This is a genomic window from Bradyrhizobium sp. U531 (assembly GCF_051710265.1).
Lineage (GTDB): Bacteria > Pseudomonadota > Alphaproteobacteria > Rhizobiales > Xanthobacteraceae > Bradyrhizobium.
Genome location: NZ_JASVEN010000004.1, coordinates 14,745 through 30,717 on the forward strand (window position 1 = coordinate 14,745; position 15,973 = coordinate 30,717).

Genomic DNA, 15,973 nt, shown 5'->3' on the forward strand with positions numbered 1-15,973 from the left:
GGCTGCGAATTTAGGCGCAAGTCCGCACGTCCACCCGCCGATAGAAAATCGTGAAGACCTCCTGCTTATGGAGTGCTGGTTTGATGCCCCAGCGATCGAGTTTGGCTTTCATGGTCGCGGAACGCAGCCCGCGGCCTCTGGCGAGTTCGCCGAGCGACACGTAACGTTGACGGAAGACCTTCACCGCCGAAGGCCGGATCCGGGCGATGCGATGGCCGGCGCGTTCGATGGCAGCGGATTTGACGTAGCCGCGCGCGACCAAGGCGTGCGCCGTCTGCTTCCGCAAGCCCAGCCGGTCGGCAAACTCGGACACCGAGATCGTCCTTGCCTCTCGTCCATGAACCAAGGCGCGGACCTCGCGCAGATCCACGAGGAGCGATCGGTAGCCGCTTTTACCGGCCATGGTGCCGACCCACTTCAGCCGGCCCTCGATGATCAGTCTGGCGATGTCGACCTGGGAGCACGCGACCTTGCGGGACGCGTCCAGAAGGGTCGCATGACTATTTTCCCTGACAGTCACGTGCCGGCCGCGCTTCAGCAGGGTATTGACGAATTTATCAACTGCGGTCGGAGAGAACGTCGCCCGAAGCCCCAGCTCGTCGTTCGCAATCGGATCGAGAAGGCCGGCCTTCACGAACATCTGCACCTGATATCGGCCGGTGCCGATCCGCTTGGCGGCTTCGTCGTACGAGAGCGCTGCGACGGCTTTGCGGACGATCCTTCCGCCGGCGGCGGCATCGAACACGATGTTCGGATTGGCCAACCGCGCCTGCTCCTCATCGATCAGTCCGGCGAGCAGGAGGACCTTCTTCACGCGGTCGGCGCCGCATCCGATCTCCTTGGCTAGGGAGGTCACGGAGTGCAGCCTCCTCACCGTGATGACCTCGCCGAGGACATTGTCGCCGGGCTTGAGCGGGAAGCTGGCTTTGATGAAATCGGAAACCACGTCCCGGAGGGGCGCGAACGCCGGCACCCGCCAGGTCGGGCGCTTCGGATTGACGTGCAGGTAGTTGTAGATGGAGGCGAACGCCTGGCGCACGATCTGGTCACGGACGGTCGTGCGCCGGCGCGCGTGGGTCATGGCCATGGTCCGCAGGAGCTCCTCGATGGCCTCCTTGCCCTTGCTGGCGATCTCGAACCCGCGGATGCGCGCCTGCCGCAGCTTTTCCCCAGCGAGGTTGTCGCGCTTGCCCTTGCGTCCGAAGCAGGCGGCCGCCCCCAGCATCTCGCAGGTCCGGATCGCCGCAAACAGGGGCATGGCGTCGAGGAACGGCGCGCCTGTGTCGCGGCCGTCCAGGCGGGCCAAAACGTAGTCTTGCAGGCCCGTCGGATCGCGCAGGGGCGCCTTGTCCGCCATCTCCGCGAGCCCGGCCGCCTTGAGGGCGAGGATGTCCGAGAAATCGAAGCAGTAAGCGGTGCCGGGCGCCTTGTGCACGGTGGCCATGGCGCAGCCGTGGACCGGGCAGGTGTCGACCGCGTCCAGAAGCCACTCGCCTTGGCAGACGTAGGCAACGTCAGACGGCGCCTTGCCTGCGTTCCGCGCGTCCTCGACGAGGCACCGGGGGCAGACGTCGAGGCGCCCCACGACGAGGCTCTCCCGGCGGAGTGCCTGGCCGCGGTAGGCGAAATCGTGGTCGCCGGTCCTGACGAAGGCCCACGCCGCCAGATCGGCCTCGTCGACACCGCCGAGGGCCGCGATCTTCGCGATCGAGGCATGGTCGCCGTTGGTCAGCTGCCAGTGCTTAATTCCGAAGTCGCTGCAGAGCTCCCTCGCCAACAGTTCGTGCGCCCGGGCCAGACGCGAGGCGTAGGCCGTGGGCGGCTCTCCGGAGCAGTGGGGAGGGGCGAGATCCAGCTTAGCGGTCATAGCGCCGGGCCTCCGACTTCCTGGCCGGCTTCTTGGCCTTCTCGGCCTGCTCATTCTCCTTTTCGAAGATGATGCTGGGGTCGATGGTCTGCCATGCGGCGGAAGCGAAAATGTTGAGTTCGTCGGGCTGAGCGGTCCGTTCGGCGTAGGCCTCGATCAGGTGGTCGATGCAGAAGGTCTTGCTCTTGGCAGTCACGGCCACCTCGATGGCGTCCAGGAGAATCTCGAACACGAGACCGAACTGGTAGGCCGCCGCGTGGATCAGGCGCTCGACGATGGTCGACCCGGCCCGCTCGACGTATTTCAGGCCGGCGGCCTCGGCGAAGTCCTTGACGGCGTCGCCAATCCAGGCGGCGTCGTCCGCAGCGACCAGATTGTCGAACATCACGTATTTGAGCCGGCGTTTGAGCTGCCGGTCCTTCTGGAAGATCAGGAGGGTCTCCTCGATCCCCGACAGCACCAGCTGCACCGGCCACACGCGGGAGATCATCAGATTGCGGAGGGTCGCCTGGATCTTCTTGATTTCCCGGTCATGCGCATTCTGCAGGACGTTGTGAACGTCGTCGAAGTGCAGAAACATGACGCGCTTACGGCGCAGGAGCTTGCGAACCCTCTTCCATGCCTCGTTCTCCCGCAGGGGCTTTTCGGCGTGGTAATCGAGCGCCTCCAGCGCGGCGTCACCAAGCTGTGTCAGCGTGCAGGGCGAAGGCACCAACACAGTCACGAAAACGCAGCCCGAGCCTGCGACCCCGTAGCCCGGAAAAGCCGGATGGTCCACCAGCGCCCGCTCAAGGGCGGCCGTCTTGCCCGAGCCGCTGCCGCCGATGACCACGAATCCAACTCCGGCCCGACGGTTTTCGTCGCCCTCCGGGCGTTTCGGATATCGCTTTTTCAGGGCGTTGCGGATAAGGCGCGTAATCTGATTGCTTACGGCCTCGTCGCGCTCGGATTCGATGTAGCAGGCCTGCAGCTTCTCTATGATCGCCGCAACGCGGTCGTCGTCGTGCTTCAGGAAGGCCTTGAGCGGCCCCGTCCGGTCGATCGGCGGCGCGAGCGCCTGGTTTTGCTGGACGTTGTTCGACATGTCTCACTCCTCAAATTTCCAGCGTGCGCGGCGGTCCTTGGCCAGCGACTTCTTTGCCGTGTCGCCCGGGCGGCCCGGAGCGGCCTTCCGCGCCGCCTTCGCGGCGGCCTGCTGCGGCTCGGCGCTCTGGGCGGCGTCCTCGACACCGGACGCGACCTGAGGTGCGTCACCGCCGACGACGAGGGAGCCGTCCATCAGGTCGACGGGCTCCTTGGCCGCCTCCTTGATCCGCTCGCTGGCGAATTTGACTCCGATGCCCATGCGCTTCTGGTGGTAGGCGAGCTTCTCCGCATCCATCGGCTCCTCGGCGATGTTCCGGCGCTTGCGGGCAATGCGTCCGACCTCGACCAGGTGGGCGATACTATCGTCGAGGATGTCGCGGGTGATGGCGTCGACGACCGCGTTGCGAGCCTGCAGATCGTCCCAGACGCAGATCCAGTCCTCCGCCGTGACGCGGAAGAGCTCGGGCGCGCCGTCAACCGTGACCCAGTCGTCACCGATCTTGGCGGAGATGGCGCCGAGATTGCGTAGGTCGACCCGGACCTCCACGTTGATGTGGTCCGCCTGCCTGAACAGCGCGTTGAGCTCGTCGGACTGATAGTCGATGCCTAGGACGCGGAGTCCGTGCGCCCCGAGCATCGGGGACAACCGTTGGCCGAACACAACACGGCGGAGGTTGTCGTCGGGCGGCGGGTCGACGCCGAGTTCCTCGGTCAGACGAAGCCAAGCGGCGCGGGGCGTTTCGCCGCCGAGCCCTTCGTGAGGGTGGTTGTGATAGTGGTCGATCTTGTAGCGGACGAGCGCCAGGACGAACTCGTCGATGGTGAGGCAGGCGTTGCCCTCACTGTCGTACTCGCCCTTTTCCACCACGTTGCCGAAGGTGCGACCGGCGAAGAGTGAGATGAACTTGTCGTCGATGGACCGGAAGATGCGCTCCACGCTGCCGCGGAGCCACGGTAGGCCGGCCACCGTAGTCGTGAACTTGATGCCGAGATCGACGTTCCTGGCGTGGAAATCGTAGTTGGCGAAGCTCGATCCCGCGTCGGCCACCGCGGTCTCGGGAGTGCCGCACATCTCCCACGGCGTCGTCGCGCCGGCCGCGTCAGCGTAGGACTGCTTGTCCGAGACCGTCATCTCCAGGCAGCGTACCGCGTTTTCCGGGCAGGCAGTGAGGGCGACGCTCATGCCCACGACGCACTTGGTGGCGACGTCGAGCGCTACGCAGAGCACCAGACGCACCTTTTCGACAGCCTTTTTCTGCGCCTCGCTCCACGTGTCCCACACGCCGGTCATGACGGCGAGCACATGCAAATGCACCTCCCACTCGTCGAACTCGACACGTTGCAGCGCACGGACCACGTCGGACAGTCCAGAGGTGATGGCGCGGAAGTAGTTTCGAGCGATGTCCGTTCCCTTTCGGCCAGCCATCATGTCGTAGGCGGGGATCGCGTCGATCTCTTCGCGGAGGCGCTTTTCCGACGGCACTTTGAGCTGGTCGGTAGGCGGTCGCCTCTTGTTTTCCGCCGCGATCGCGGAGGACATCTTGTCCCAAATCACCGGCGCCTTGGGCTGATCCGGCGTGGCGGCCAGGCGGGCGAAGCGGACCAGGAAGGCATATTCCTCGGGATGTAGGCGATCGAGCCTGTTGCCGCACCTGCGTAGCTGGTTGCGCAAGGCCAAAGGGTTCATGCCGCCGGCGATCAGCGCATTGCACCACTCGCGGAGGCACTTCTTCCCAGGACCCTCGACGACCACGATCTTCTGGCCGGCCCGCTTCCGCTTGCCGCCTTGCGCGATGACCTTCTCGAGCTTGCCGATCTCCTTGGCGATCTGCGGGATGGCGACCTCGAGGCTGTCGTCGCTGAACGAGATTTTCTCGGGGTGCGCCCGGTCGAGATGCTTCCGGCGCAACGCGGCCAGACACCAGCGCTCCTTCCAGAGGATTTCCTTCTGCTCCGCGTCCGGCAAGTCGCTGACATAAGGGACGCCGGCATGTTTCCGCGCCCGCGCCGCCTCCGGATTGTAGAAGTCCCGCTTGTAGCTGAAGCCCCTACTGTGGCGGACCACGTTCATATCGTCGCGCGACAGCGTCTGCGTCACGTTCGGGTTGTCTTCCCGCGCAATCGTGACCATGCCGCGCACCAAGCCGACGACCGTGTACGCCACCCTGTCGATGACGATCTGGTCGTGGGGCCCGTAGCGGAACGGCGGAGCACCGACCGGGATCGGCGGCGGGGCCGGGGGCTGAGTGCGGAGGTGCGCCATCGGGGCTCAGCGGCTCTTCGGGCGGCGAACAACCGCATCCGACGTGATCCGGACATGGTCGACCAGTTTGAGCTTGCGGTCCGCGATCGCGCGCACGATGGCGCGATAGGCGGCGCCGCGCAGCCCGCTGTCCACGCGCAGCGCTCCGACCGTTGTGGTGCCATGGAGGTCGGCGATCAGCCTCTCGATGACGACGTCGTGCTCGGGCACCGGGAAGCGGCGGGCCATGTAGATGGCCTCGGCGTTGAAACGGTCCTCGGGCTTCAGCTTCGCCTCGGTGATCAGGTTGATGCGGTTGGCTTGCGCCGGCGACATCTGCCGCTGCAGCAGGAGGTGGATCTCCTCCACCTCCGACGCCTCGACCTTGCTCGCCGGCTTGACCGAATGCGCGGTGCGCGACCCGTCAGCGTGGACCGAGGTAAAATCGAAGGTGAACCGACGGAGCACGCGATCGCGGTCCATGTACCGCACCTGGGGCCACTGGCTGACGACGTCGACGATGGCGGGCTGCGCCAGCATCCATAGGCCGCTGTAGAGCTCGAGGTCCGACTCCGCGCCCTCGACCTTGCCGTCCACGACGAAGACCGTGCGGGACGATCCCTTCGACGAGAAGCCGATCGAGCGCGCTCCGCGGGTCGCCTGCTCGCTGGGGAGCCTCCACCGGCGCGGCAGGGCCCGCGGCGCGGGGATGTTCGGATCGGGCGTCAGATACTGTTCACGCGTCATCATGGTCGGTTCGGTCCGGACAAGGCTCCGCCGTCGCCGGAAACGGGGTTCCCGGGCGTGACGATGGATTCCGTGGATCTGAGGAAGAGGTGCCGCGGGCCGGTCTTGCCAACCCGGCCCAGAGATGGTCTGGTCCGGGTGCTAGTTGGTGTTGGCCGGTTAGAGGCTTCCTCTTCCGAGGTTCTTCTCTGGTTTTCCCATCGAGAGCGCGGTCCGGTTGCACGGGCCGCGTTTTCGTTTTGGGGTCGCTTCTCCTTTTCGCTGGTTTCACCCTGACGATCGCGATCGTCGCGCGCAATAAGCTTGTTTCCAGGCCGGAGAGCTGCTCCAGCCGCCTGGCTTCAGAATTCGTTAACCTCGTTCATGGCCGCGGAATCGACGTTTCCGCCGATCCGCCTCCAAACGAGTCCTTGAGAAATCCGCCACTCGCCGGCGCCGTGGTCCGCCCGACCAGGGGTGGTTTTCAACAGGCTGTCCACAGCGATCACGCTGTCGCGTCAGATTCCGTTTCCATCATGGCCCCCTGAGCCGAGCCCAGCGCACGTCTGGGTCGGCATCGAGAATCGTCTCCTGGACCAGGTCGAAATCGTCGGGCCAGCGGTGTCTGACCAGCGAGCAGGCGAACGCCGCCCGTTCTGCCCAGAGCTCGTCGTCACGCATGCAGTGGGCCGCGATCGCGTAGGCGGACGGGTCCAGCGCGGTGAGCTCGATGGGACGCGTGTCCCGGCTAAAGGTCAGGCCCTTGGCACCGGGCCCCCGGAGCATGGCCTTGAGCTCAAGATGGGCATCGCCATCGAGCCGCCGAACGAAGTAGGTCGGCAGAAAGACCTCGGCCAGCAGGCGCCTTTCGCGCTTGGTCCGGATCAGGTACCGGTCGTCATCGTATTTCCAGGTGGCGCCTTCGTTGTCGACGTCGCAGGCCTCGGCAATCTCGGCTAGATTAAGGGTCTCGAGGTCCTCGGTCCGGGCGACGAACTGCAGGTGCTGGTCTTTGATCAGCGCCGCCGGTGCCAGGATCCCGGAGCCGCTTTCGTAGGCGAGCAGAGCGGTGCCGCCGAACACCGAAAGCCGACTTGAGGCCCCCGTGTACCAGAGCCAGTCGAGGGTCTCGGCCAAGCGGCCATGCAGCCGGGCGACGCCGTAGGCCTTCGCGAGCTTGCAGGACATCAGGACGTCCTCTCTCAGCTCCCTCCGGACCCGCCGGGCCTTCAACACGGTGCTCTCGAACTGCTCGAAAATGGCTTCGGTCTCCGGGGTCCGTCGTCCGAGGGATTTGACCTTCTGCTTGCCATCCTGGCGCGTGTAGCGCGTCAGGTACTCGATGCCGTCGACGGTCCGCCAAGCCATGCCGCCGCCGTCGGAAGCGGCCAGCACCTGCAGGGAATGGCCGAACTCGGGCCACAACTCCTCGATCCGGGCAAATTGCGCGGCCTGGGGGATGTTGAGCTGAACGAGATCGACCTCTTCTGCAGTCTCCATAAAATTCCAAATAAGCTATCAGGGGTTCCGTGTCAAGTGCGCACATGTGCGCCTGGTCTCCTCTGATGTTGCTGCCATGAACGGGCCGTGCATCATGGTTAACGCGGTCGAATCAGGGGGATAAGGTGGCTAAGACGGGTAAGCCGAAGGCGGAGCGGAATAGCCGGAGCGGACCTCGCGCGCCCGAAGGCAAGGCTCCGCTCCAGGTGCTAATCGACGAACAGACAATCGAAGACACCAAGATCAAGGCGATCCGAGACAAGACGAGTGTCTCGGCGGTGGTTGGAGAACTCTTGGCTGGGTGGCTGGATGGCACCTACAAGCTTCCGAAGCGGGAATAACAAGTTAGATCAGTCCACTCTCTTAACGGGAAACAGCCCGTAGCGTCCCGAGTTCGGGTTGGCCGTGAACGTCTGGATCGGCATCGGCTTGGCAACGTCGGCCGGCGGATCCTTGTTCTCGATGACGACGAACTGCGCGACATCCTTCAGGCTTGCCAGGTGATCGTAGAAACGCGTCGCCAAGCCCGTCCGCTGCAATTTCAGTTCGTCCGCAGACAACTCGCCGTATTTGCTCTCTAGCGGTTCGCGATAGGTAAGCAGAGGCGTATCAAGCACCACGAATCCGGGGTGTGGCAGATTGCGCTCGCGACAGTAAAGCAGCAGCGCAACGTTGACCGCCGCATGCAGAATGGCCTTCACGCCCTTTCCACTGTCTGCGCGAGCGTTACCACCAATGGTGACATCGCTGGTGGCCAGATCGAACTGCGCTTCGGACGCGTCGGGGAAGCCCCATATCTCGAGTATCTCCCGAACGACCTTCCCAAACGTGTATGCGGTGGGGCCGTCAATACCGACCTGCATCTTATCTTCGGGCTTCGTTGCCGCCGGCTTTTCCTCAACTTGAGATTTTTTAACTACGAGCGAGTCTCGTCGTGCGAGAAGCGAGGTGATCTTCTCGAGTTCACCTTTCTTCGAGAAGAAGACCTCGTAGTCGTTTCTTGCCGCAGCCTCTTTCGGCCGTGCATCGAGGATCGTCTGCTCAATGCCGATGAGCGCGCGATCGAGTTCTGCAATTAGGGATCGCAGTCCCCCGGTTTCAGCCGTCAGGGACGCGACGGTGCGTGCTAGAACGCGCTGCTCGCGCTCGATCTTGCGAACCTCGGCCGCGGCCGCCGCATGCGACCGCTCGATCTCATCAGCGGCGTGATTGTGCCGTTGCGCGCTCGGAGGAGCGCCGCATACGGCACAATCTTGTCCATTCATGGCCCTGAGAATGAACCCTCCCTCCTCAAGTGCCTCGAGCCTAGCGATGTCGGAGCTATAGACCGCGTCCAGGCTCGCGAAGCGCTGCAGAGTGACTTCGAGCTCTGCCAGGCGCGCGGAGAGTTCCAGTTTCTTGTCGGTCTTTGTCCGTCGTTCGGAGACCAGCGAGTCGATCTCGTCCTGGGCGCGCTGCATGGTTTCGTACAACGCCGCCAGAGAGGCATCGATACTCTCAATTTGCCTCTGAAGGTCAGCGCGATCAATCTCGCCTTCGCCCAACTGTTCGTCGATCTGTTGAATAAATTCGTCGAGGAGTTCGACCTTTGCGTTCGTAGCTACCGTGCGGGCGCCCTTCGACATCACCGTTTGAACGCCTGAATCATCCAGACCAGTCAGCAGCAACCGAAAGAGGTTCTTTTCAAAAGTGACTTCGGTGTGTTGCTGCGAATAGAGGATCGGACTGCGCCCAGAGATGATCCGGTCTTCTTCGACCAGAAAGAGGGGCGCGAGCAGCCGGATCGAAAGCGGCTCCTTATCCGCGCTGGCGTTTCTGACGACCTGTTTGTCGGCCAAGCCGATCGCGGCTAGCAGAAAGTGAGAGACGGTCTCGTCTTTCTTGTTGTCGGCGATCGCAAGCACGACGCCGCTGTTCTTCGGAGCATCCGTTACCAATCCATCATGAAGCCTCATGCCGCCGCCCTTGGTCGAGCGATACAAGGTGACCTCCCGCCCCGAGGGCAGCACCAGCCCGAGCCAGGCCGAGTCGTAGCCGTTACTTTGGGGGATCTTCGGCAACTTCGCTCGGGCCCCCAGCATGTAGGACATGGCCTTTACGATGAATGACTTGCCGGTATTCGATGCGCCAAAGACGACATTCACCCCGTCTTCGAACGACAGAGCCGCCGGCTCCCGTCCCGGGCCGGTGAATACGAGATGTCGAAGGGCGAGGCCGTGCTTGGGCACATTCAGCTCGTAGAAGCGTGGGGGATCCGGAATTCAGCCGTCCACCGGCCGATTTTCTCATCGACCAGATCGCGGATTGTCGCTTTAGACAGCGAGGCAAAATGTGCGGCTAGCCAGGCCGCGCGCTTCTTCAATTCAAGGGTATAGGGCGCCTTCAGCAATGCAAGAAAGCTCGGCGCGTCCTCGCTAGCCGTGAAGCCGATACCTTCCGCACCATCAACCACGTCGACCAAGTGCATTCGCTGCATAAGCCGTAGGCTGTCCTCAATTAGCCGGCGCCGGACAAGAAGCTCGCCGGTCCTATTGGGAAGATCCGGATGGAGGCTGATTGGAACGTCCTCGCCCGGGATGTCACCGGTATGCACGACCAGGTGATCGAACCAGGTAAGCTCGGTGAGGTCGCAAAGGCGCGGATGGAAAGCTTCGAGTATCACGAGGGCCCGAATGCCAGTCTCCAGCGCGGAGTTGAACGGGTGGGAGCGGGGCCCCTCTGTCACCTTCTCCATGGCAGCCGTCCTTCATTGGCGAATTGATGACAAGTTCCCTGCTTGACGGCAACTGTCGCATGCCGCCCCAAGACACCTGCCGGCGAAACTTGCGAGGCTTGCGCCAAGACCCTCAAAACACGGGCTAATCCGTCGTGATGCTGATCGCGGTACGTGTCCGCGACCCCATCGTAAAGGTCGCGCTTGAAAGTCACCAGATAGTCTGGCGGCGTCGAGTCGCGGTAATGTCGGTCGAACGAGGCGGCATCAAAATATCGAGTGCGCTGGTCTCGCAGATGCTGCCCCCACTCCGGGTCCGCCAGCGCTGCGTCGTAACCGTCGAAGCTGACGTTGAGCCGTTGCCCGTAAACATGGATTAGCTGCTCGATGTACGGCGCTTCCTCCTCCTGCGGCGCCTCCGGAGTGACCCCCGGAGGTGCGGCGCCGGGGTCATGGTCGAACCAATGTACAAGTGCCGCTTTCGCATAGGGATCGTCGGCTAACCCCACGGCATCGAGCCAATAGACGCGTTCGAACGTGAAGCGCCCTATGACGTCGCGAATCTCCGGCGTGAGCGCGATTACCTGGTTTTCGACGAGCTGCGGCGCGATGATCTCCTCCCATTTGTCGAGGAACGCTTGCCGAAAGCGGTTGGGATTGGCGACGTAATTTTGAACCTTCCGCACGACGCCTTTGGGCGCCACAAAGGTATAGGATCTTGGCAGACTGTAGTCCCCAGCCGCCGCGTGCATGAAAATTTTCCCGAGTTCGACGAAGGCGTCGTTTTCCGAGAGCCTTGCCGATAACTGCTTGCACTGGAAGTTGTCCCAGTCGCCTTCATGCCTATACGGCGTGGCGTATCCGACAACGTCGCGGCCCATGTCACCTGGGCCGGACCAGCGCTGCGTTTCCACGTAATCGCGCGTGCGGCGGCTCACCCAGTCCTTCACGAATGCTTCTAACCGCTCATCATTGAGAGCCCGGATATGGGCCGCGAAATTGGGTATCACGGGTTTCTCCGGATTCGGTTAACCGCCGAGCGCATGCGTTCGTGTCCATCTCTGCCGTCGAAGGGGAGACGATCATAGAGCCCGCCGTCGCGGGCCGCTGTCAAGCGCGTCGTTTCGTTGTCCGAGCGCAAATCGCCCTAAGCCTTCCTGTACCGATAGGGGCTTGCGGTGCTAGAGGCGCCCGGTCGCGGGCGCACTATGCTTCCGTTTGCGGGCCGACTTGGTCAGTCTGCGGGCTTACTTTGGGTCGGTTGGCACTTGCCAGCGCGCCGTCGATCATGTTGACGGCGTTCTGCACGCCATACACAGCGACGAAGGAGCCGAAGCGCGGGCCCTTCTCCTGGCCGAGCAGCACCTGGTAGAGCATGTTGAACCAGTCCAGCGTGACGCCGGGACGGCCGTCCTTGCCCTTCTTGACCTGGTCCAGGAACGGCTCGCGGCGGCCGATCTCGTAGACGACGTTCTGGATGTCCTCGGCCGAGGCGTCCGGCGCAAGCTGCGACAGCGCATCGCGCAGATCCTGCAACGCGGCGCGCTCGGTGTCGGTGGGCACGCGGAACGTCTTCGTCGGCGCGACGAAGTCGCGATAATAGTTGATGGCGTAGCCGACCATCGCATCGAGCTTCGGATGCGTCTGCGGGCTCACGCCCGGACGATAGCGGCCGATGAAACCCCACAGCGTCTCGGCATTCTCCGCGTTCGACGACGACACCAGCGTCAGCAGCAGCTGGAAGGTGACGGGCATGTCGGCCTTCGGCGGCTTGCCGTTGTGGATGTGCCAGACCGGATTGCCGAGCTGCTGCTTGGCGTCCTGCTTGGCGAAGCCATCGCTGAACTGCTGGTAGTCGTCGACGTTGCGCGGGATGACGTCGAAATACAGCCGCTTCGCCGCCTTCGGCTCGCGATACATGAACAGCGTCAGCGATTCCGGCGAGGCGTAGCGCAGCCATTCGTCGATGGTGAGGCCGTTGCCCTTCGACTTCGAGATCTTCTGGCCCTTCTCGTCGAGGAAGAGCTCGTAGTTGAAGCCTTCGGGCGGCGTGGCGCCGAGCGCCCGGGCGATCGCGCCGGAGAGCTTCACGGAATCGATCAGGTCCTTGCCGGCCATCTCGTAGTCGACGCCGAGCGCGACCCAGCGCATCGCCCAGTCGGCCTTCCACTGGCACTTGACGTTGCCGCCGGTGACCGGCGTCTCGACTTCCTGGTTCGTATCAGGGTCGACATAGGTCACCGTGCCGGCCGCGACGTCGCGGCGGATCATCGGCACCTGCAGCACGATGCCACTGGTCTTGCTGATCGGCAGGAACGGCGAATAGGTGGCGCGGCGATCGGGGCCGAGCGTCGGCAGGATGATCTCCATCACCTTGTCGTAGGCGGCGAGCATCTTGAGCAGCGTCGCGTCGAAGCGGCCCGACGTGTAGTAGTCGGTTGAGCTTGCGAACTCGTAGTCGAAGCCGAAATGATCGAGGAAGGCGCGCAGCCGCGCATTGTTGTGGTGTCCGAACGAGGGGTACTCGTTCGAGAACGGATCCGGCACCCGCGTCAGCGGCTTGCCGATATGAGCGGCCAGCATCTCCTTGTTGGGGACGTTGTCGGGTACCTTGCGGAAGCCGTCCATGTCGTCGGAGAAGGCGAGCAGGCGCGTCCTGATCTTGTCCTCGGTCAGCACGCGGAAAGCATGGCGCACCATCGAGGTGCGCGCGACCTCGCCGAACGTGCCGATATGCGGCAGGCCCGACGGGCCGTAGCCGGTCTCGAACAGAACCTCGTCCTTCGGGCTCTTCTTCAGCCGCGCGACAATGGCCTTCGCCTGCTCGAACGGCCAGGCGTTGGATTGTTCGGCGAGCGCACGTAAGTCGCTCGGGCTCATGCTGGGATCGATAACAGACATCAAGAAGGGCCTCCGGGCCGCGGAAAATAGCGATTTTTGCGCGGAATGCAAAAGTTGCGGGATGGTGTAACCACCCCCACCGTCATTGCGAGCGTAGCGAAGCAATCCAGAGTGCTTCCGCGGAAAGATTCTGGATTGCTTCGTCGCTGCGCTCCTCGCAATGACGACGAGGAGGCAGCGGGATTAGAACGGGCTCACCGAGAAATACCGCAGCCACAGGTCGGTGTAGCGGCCTTTTTCCCAGACCCGGAACAGTGCCCAGTTCAGGGCCTGGCGCAGCACGTCGTTGCCTTTGCGGACGGCGATGCCGACGCCTTCGCCGAAGAAGCGGCTCTCGACGAAGGGGCCGCCGGAGAAGGCGCAGCAATCGCCGGAATCGGTGCCGTTGATCCAGAACGCCAGCGAAATGGCGTCGCCGAAGATGAAATCGACCTCGCCCTTGCGAAGTGCGGCGCGCATCGCATCGTCGTTGGGATAGGGGTGCAGCTCGGCGTCGGTGAACATCGCCTTGAGATAGGCTTCATGCGCGGAGCCGGCGATCACGCCGACCTTCTTGCCCTCGAGATATTCGGGCCGGATCTCCGGCATCACCGCGTCCTTGCGTGAGGCGAAGCGCGCCGGCACGCGGTAATAGGGATCGGTGAAATCGACCCGGGCGCGCAGCTGCGGGCTCACTGCCATCGAGGCGATGATGGCATCGCCCCGGTTGGAGGAGAGCGCATCGACCAGCGTCTCGAAGCGGCGCATCTGCACCGTGCAGGTGACCTTGATCTCCTCGCACAGGCTGCGGGCGAGATCGACGTTGAAGCCGGCCGGGTTGCCGTCGGCGCCGGTGTAGTTGAACGGCGGGTAGTCGGTCTCGGTCAGGAAGCGGATCACGGTCAGGCGCGACAAATCCGGCCGTTCGGGACGACGTCGCGGATCCCAGAAGCCGGGCACGGCCTGCGGCGCCGCCTGGGGGGCGACCTGCGGCGTGGCCTGGGGCGCCGCCGGGGGGCGCTTGGCGGGTGCCTGGGCGTTTGCGGTGGGGAGGCCTGACAGCAGGCAGAGGCCGGCGGTCAGCGCCGCCAGCAAGCCACGGACAGATTTGAACGATTTCGCCTGGTGCGACGGAGCCATCGGCCGGAATGAACGAATTTCACTGGGATCGGAAGGCGTTATAGACCATCCCGGCGGGAACGCGAGCGCCGATTGTGGGCCGAAGTCTCTCCGCCGTCATGCCCGGGCTCGTCCCGGGCATCCACGAACTTTCCCGCCGCCCCAAGAACGTGGATGGCCGGGACATAGGCGAGCGGAAGCGACGCCGTCCTTCGGACGGCTATGCCCGGCCATGACGATGTGGATACGGTTGGGCCCAAACGCAGCCCTCAGAGATACTTCTTCAAATCCGCCGCCGCCTCTTCCGGGGTCCGTTTCATATTGAACGGCGAGACGAAACGGCCGTCGCGGTCCATCAGGTAGATCAGGGCGGTGTGGTCCATGGTGTAGTCGCCGTCCTTGGTCGGGACCTTCTTGGCGTAGACCCGGTAGGCGGTGACGACCTTGGCGGTCTCGGCGGGATCGCCTGACAGGCCTTCGAGGTGCGGATCGAAGCTCGACAGATATTCCTTCATGGTCGCCGGCGTATCGCGCTCGGGATCGACCGAGATGAAGACGGCGTTGACCTTGTCGGCATCCTTGCCCATCACGCGCAGCACTTCCGAGATCTCGAACAGCGAGGTCGGGCAGACGTCGGGGCAATGGGTGTAGCCGAAGAAGATCAGGGTCGGCTTGCCCTTGAGGTTCTTCTCGGTGACGGCCTTGCCGTGCTGGTCGGTGAGCTGGAACGGGCCGCCGATCGCGGCCGGCTGCGCCACCTTGCTGACGCCGCCCATGGCCCAGAACAGGATCAGGAGCCCGACAACGAGGCTTGCGGCGAAGGCGGTCGCGATCACCAGCGGACGGGTGGCGGAACTCATGAGCGGAAAACTTCCTGTCGCGGATCAGAAGCAGGCGGCGAAACCGGTCCTGATGATTTCGAAGAACATTTGCGTGCCGTAGTGAAACCACAGCCCCAGCGCGCCGAGCAGGAGCAATCCAAAGACCGCCGCGCCCGTCCACAGCAGCACGGACGGCGTTCGGCCGGCAGTGGACGAATTGTCCTGTAACGGATGCGTCGGGTGCAGTGGTTGAGCCATGACAACGATCGGGGGCGAAGGCCCCGGTTCCCAAGCCCACAGATAGGCTTTGGCCAGCCGGCGGGCAAGGCGCCGCCAGCCCTCAAGGCGTCACAGGCGGGTCGGAATGTCAGGCCGGGAGGGTTAGTGCAGCAGCTGGCCGCGGGCGGATTCGACTTGCTCCCCCTGCTGCGGCAGAGGCCGGCGCGGCGGCTTGATGGTCGAGGCCTGCGCGTCCAGGTAGCAGGGCTTGTACATGGCCTGGAGCTGCTTGCCCTTCAGGAACAGCATATGGGGGGTGAGACCACCGCGCTGGCTGATCCAGCGCTTCACCTGCGAGGGGTACATCGCATAGAGCATCTGGGTCGCCTCGGGATTGGTGACGGCGCGGCCATTGTTGCCGAAGTCCCAGGCGGCGTGGAAGCCGAGCGTCGCGCTCGAGGTCACGCAGATGCGATCATGCGGGATGGCGCCGAGGACGATGGTGCAGGCGGAGGCACACAGGCCGTCGATGATGACGGTCTCGCCGGATTGACGCAGGTCCTGGTACTTGTCGACGTAGGTTCCAATCCGGCCGCCGCGGTCATCCGCGATCCGAACCACCGCGTGAGATGCCCCCATGCCAGCGATCAAGAGAACCGCCGCAAGCAACCCCGTCAGAAACTTCATTGTCCCCCGCCCCAGTCGAATTCGAATCTGCGTGTCAGGTGGTGATGCACTGCTAGCGTCCGTCGTAACCGCGGTTTTGTCTAGGCAGGCCGGCTGGCTCAAAACAAATTCAA

At 63.7% G+C, this 15,973-nt stretch carries 13 protein-coding genes; all 13 read right to left on the minus strand.

Translation table 11 applies throughout. The annotated features are described in order from the left end of the window. Nucleotides 1–10: 10 nt before the first annotated feature. Nucleotides 11–1,867, minus strand: coding sequence for a TniQ family protein (locus tag QRQ56_RS19545; RefSeq protein ID WP_438742398.1), 1,857 nt, complete (start codon nt 1,865–1,867; stop codon nt 11–13). Further along, a complete protein-coding gene (locus tag QRQ56_RS19550) occupies nt 1,857–2,951 on the minus strand; it encodes a TniB family NTP-binding protein (protein WP_438742399.1) in 1,095 nt (364 codons plus the stop codon). The genes QRQ56_RS19545 and QRQ56_RS19550 overlap by 11 nt, the downstream gene beginning before the upstream one ends. A gap of 3 nt (nt 2,952–2,954) precedes the next feature. Beyond that, nucleotides 2,955–5,216: a hypothetical protein gene (locus tag QRQ56_RS19555; protein ID WP_438742401.1), complete on the minus strand. Its 2,262-nt coding sequence runs from the start codon at nt 5,214–5,216 to the stop codon at nt 2,955–2,957. A 6-nt stretch (nt 5,217–5,222) separates the two neighbouring features. Further along, nucleotides 5,223–5,945: a hypothetical protein gene (locus tag QRQ56_RS19560; RefSeq protein ID WP_438742402.1), complete on the minus strand. Its 723-nt coding sequence runs from the start codon at nt 5,943–5,945 to the stop codon at nt 5,223–5,225. A 510-nt stretch (nt 5,946–6,455) separates the two neighbouring features. Beyond that, complete coding sequence (locus tag QRQ56_RS19565) at nt 6,456–7,421, minus strand: hypothetical protein (protein WP_438742403.1); 966 nt, start codon at nt 7,419–7,421, stop codon at nt 6,456–6,458. A gap of 350 nt (nt 7,422–7,771) precedes the next feature. Continuing rightward, nucleotides 7,772–9,649 (minus strand): hypothetical protein, encoded by a 1,878-nt coding sequence (locus QRQ56_RS19570; protein ID WP_438742405.1) that lies wholly within the window; start codon nt 9,647–9,649, stop codon nt 7,772–7,774. A gap of 2 nt (nt 9,650–9,651) precedes the next feature. Then, nucleotides 9,652–10,155 (minus strand): ABC-three component system middle component 2, encoded by a 504-nt coding sequence (locus tag QRQ56_RS19575; RefSeq protein ID WP_438742406.1) that lies wholly within the window; start codon nt 10,153–10,155, stop codon nt 9,652–9,654. Beyond that, a complete protein-coding gene (locus tag QRQ56_RS19580; RefSeq protein ID WP_438742407.1) occupies nt 10,143–11,144 on the minus strand; it encodes an ABC-three component system protein in 1,002 nt (333 codons plus the stop codon). The genes QRQ56_RS19575 and QRQ56_RS19580 overlap by 13 nt, the downstream gene beginning before the upstream one ends. Before the next feature lie 196 nt (nt 11,145–11,340). After that, complete coding sequence (locus tag QRQ56_RS19585) at nt 11,341–13,035, minus strand: lysine--tRNA ligase (RefSeq protein ID WP_438743005.1); 1,695 nt, start codon at nt 13,033–13,035, stop codon at nt 11,341–11,343. Between the two features lie 183 nt (nt 13,036–13,218). Further along, nucleotides 13,219–14,154 (minus strand): transporter substrate-binding domain-containing protein, encoded by a 936-nt coding sequence (locus QRQ56_RS19590; RefSeq protein WP_438742408.1) that lies wholly within the window; start codon nt 14,152–14,154, stop codon nt 13,219–13,221. A gap of 248 nt (nt 14,155–14,402) precedes the next feature. Continuing rightward, nucleotides 14,403–14,993, minus strand: coding sequence for an SCO family protein (locus QRQ56_RS19595; RefSeq protein ID WP_438742409.1), 591 nt, complete (start codon nt 14,991–14,993; stop codon nt 14,403–14,405). A 24-nt stretch (nt 14,994–15,017) separates the two neighbouring features. Further along, complete coding sequence (locus QRQ56_RS19600) at nt 15,018–15,212, minus strand: hypothetical protein (protein ID WP_438742410.1); 195 nt, start codon at nt 15,210–15,212, stop codon at nt 15,018–15,020. 123 nt (nt 15,213–15,335) lie between these two features. Next, nucleotides 15,336–15,860: a hypothetical protein gene (locus QRQ56_RS19605; protein WP_438742411.1), complete on the minus strand. Its 525-nt coding sequence runs from the start codon at nt 15,858–15,860 to the stop codon at nt 15,336–15,338. Between the last annotated feature and the right edge of the window lie 113 nt (nt 15,861–15,973).

Bases quoted from the DNA above. Each gene is read 5' to 3' on its own strand.
- QRQ56_RS19545 (WP_438742398.1), bottom strand. From the start codon at position 1,867: ATGACCGCTAAGCTGGATCTCGCCCCTCCCCACTGCTCCGGAGAGCCG.
- QRQ56_RS19550 (WP_438742399.1), bottom strand. From the start codon at position 2,951: ATGTCGAACAACGTCCAGCAAAACCAGGCGCTCGCGCCGCCGATCGAC.
- QRQ56_RS19555 (WP_438742401.1), bottom strand. From the start codon at position 5,216: ATGGCGCACCTCCGCACTCAGCCCCCGGCCCCGCCGCCGATCCCGGTC.
- QRQ56_RS19560 (WP_438742402.1), bottom strand. From the start codon at position 5,945: ATGATGACGCGTGAACAGTATCTGACGCCCGATCCGAACATCCCCGCG.
- QRQ56_RS19565 (WP_438742403.1), bottom strand. From the start codon at position 7,421: ATGGAGACTGCAGAAGAGGTCGATCTCGTTCAGCTCAACATCCCCCAG.
- QRQ56_RS19575 (WP_438742406.1), bottom strand. From the start codon at position 10,155: ATGGAGAAGGTGACAGAGGGGCCCCGCTCCCACCCGTTCAACTCCGCG.
- QRQ56_RS19585 (WP_438743005.1), bottom strand. From the start codon at position 13,035: ATGTCTGTTATCGATCCCAGCATGAGCCCGAGCGACTTACGTGCGCTC.
- QRQ56_RS19590 (WP_438742408.1), bottom strand. From the start codon at position 14,154: ATGGCTCCGTCGCACCAGGCGAAATCGTTCAAATCTGTCCGTGGCTTG.
- QRQ56_RS19595 (WP_438742409.1), bottom strand. From the start codon at position 14,993: ATGAGTTCCGCCACCCGTCCGCTGGTGATCGCGACCGCCTTCGCCGCA.
- QRQ56_RS19600 (WP_438742410.1), bottom strand. From the start codon at position 15,212: ATGGCTCAACCACTGCACCCGACGCATCCGTTACAGGACAATTCGTCC.
- QRQ56_RS19605 (WP_438742411.1), bottom strand. From the start codon at position 15,860: ATGAAGTTTCTGACGGGGTTGCTTGCGGCGGTTCTCTTGATCGCTGGC.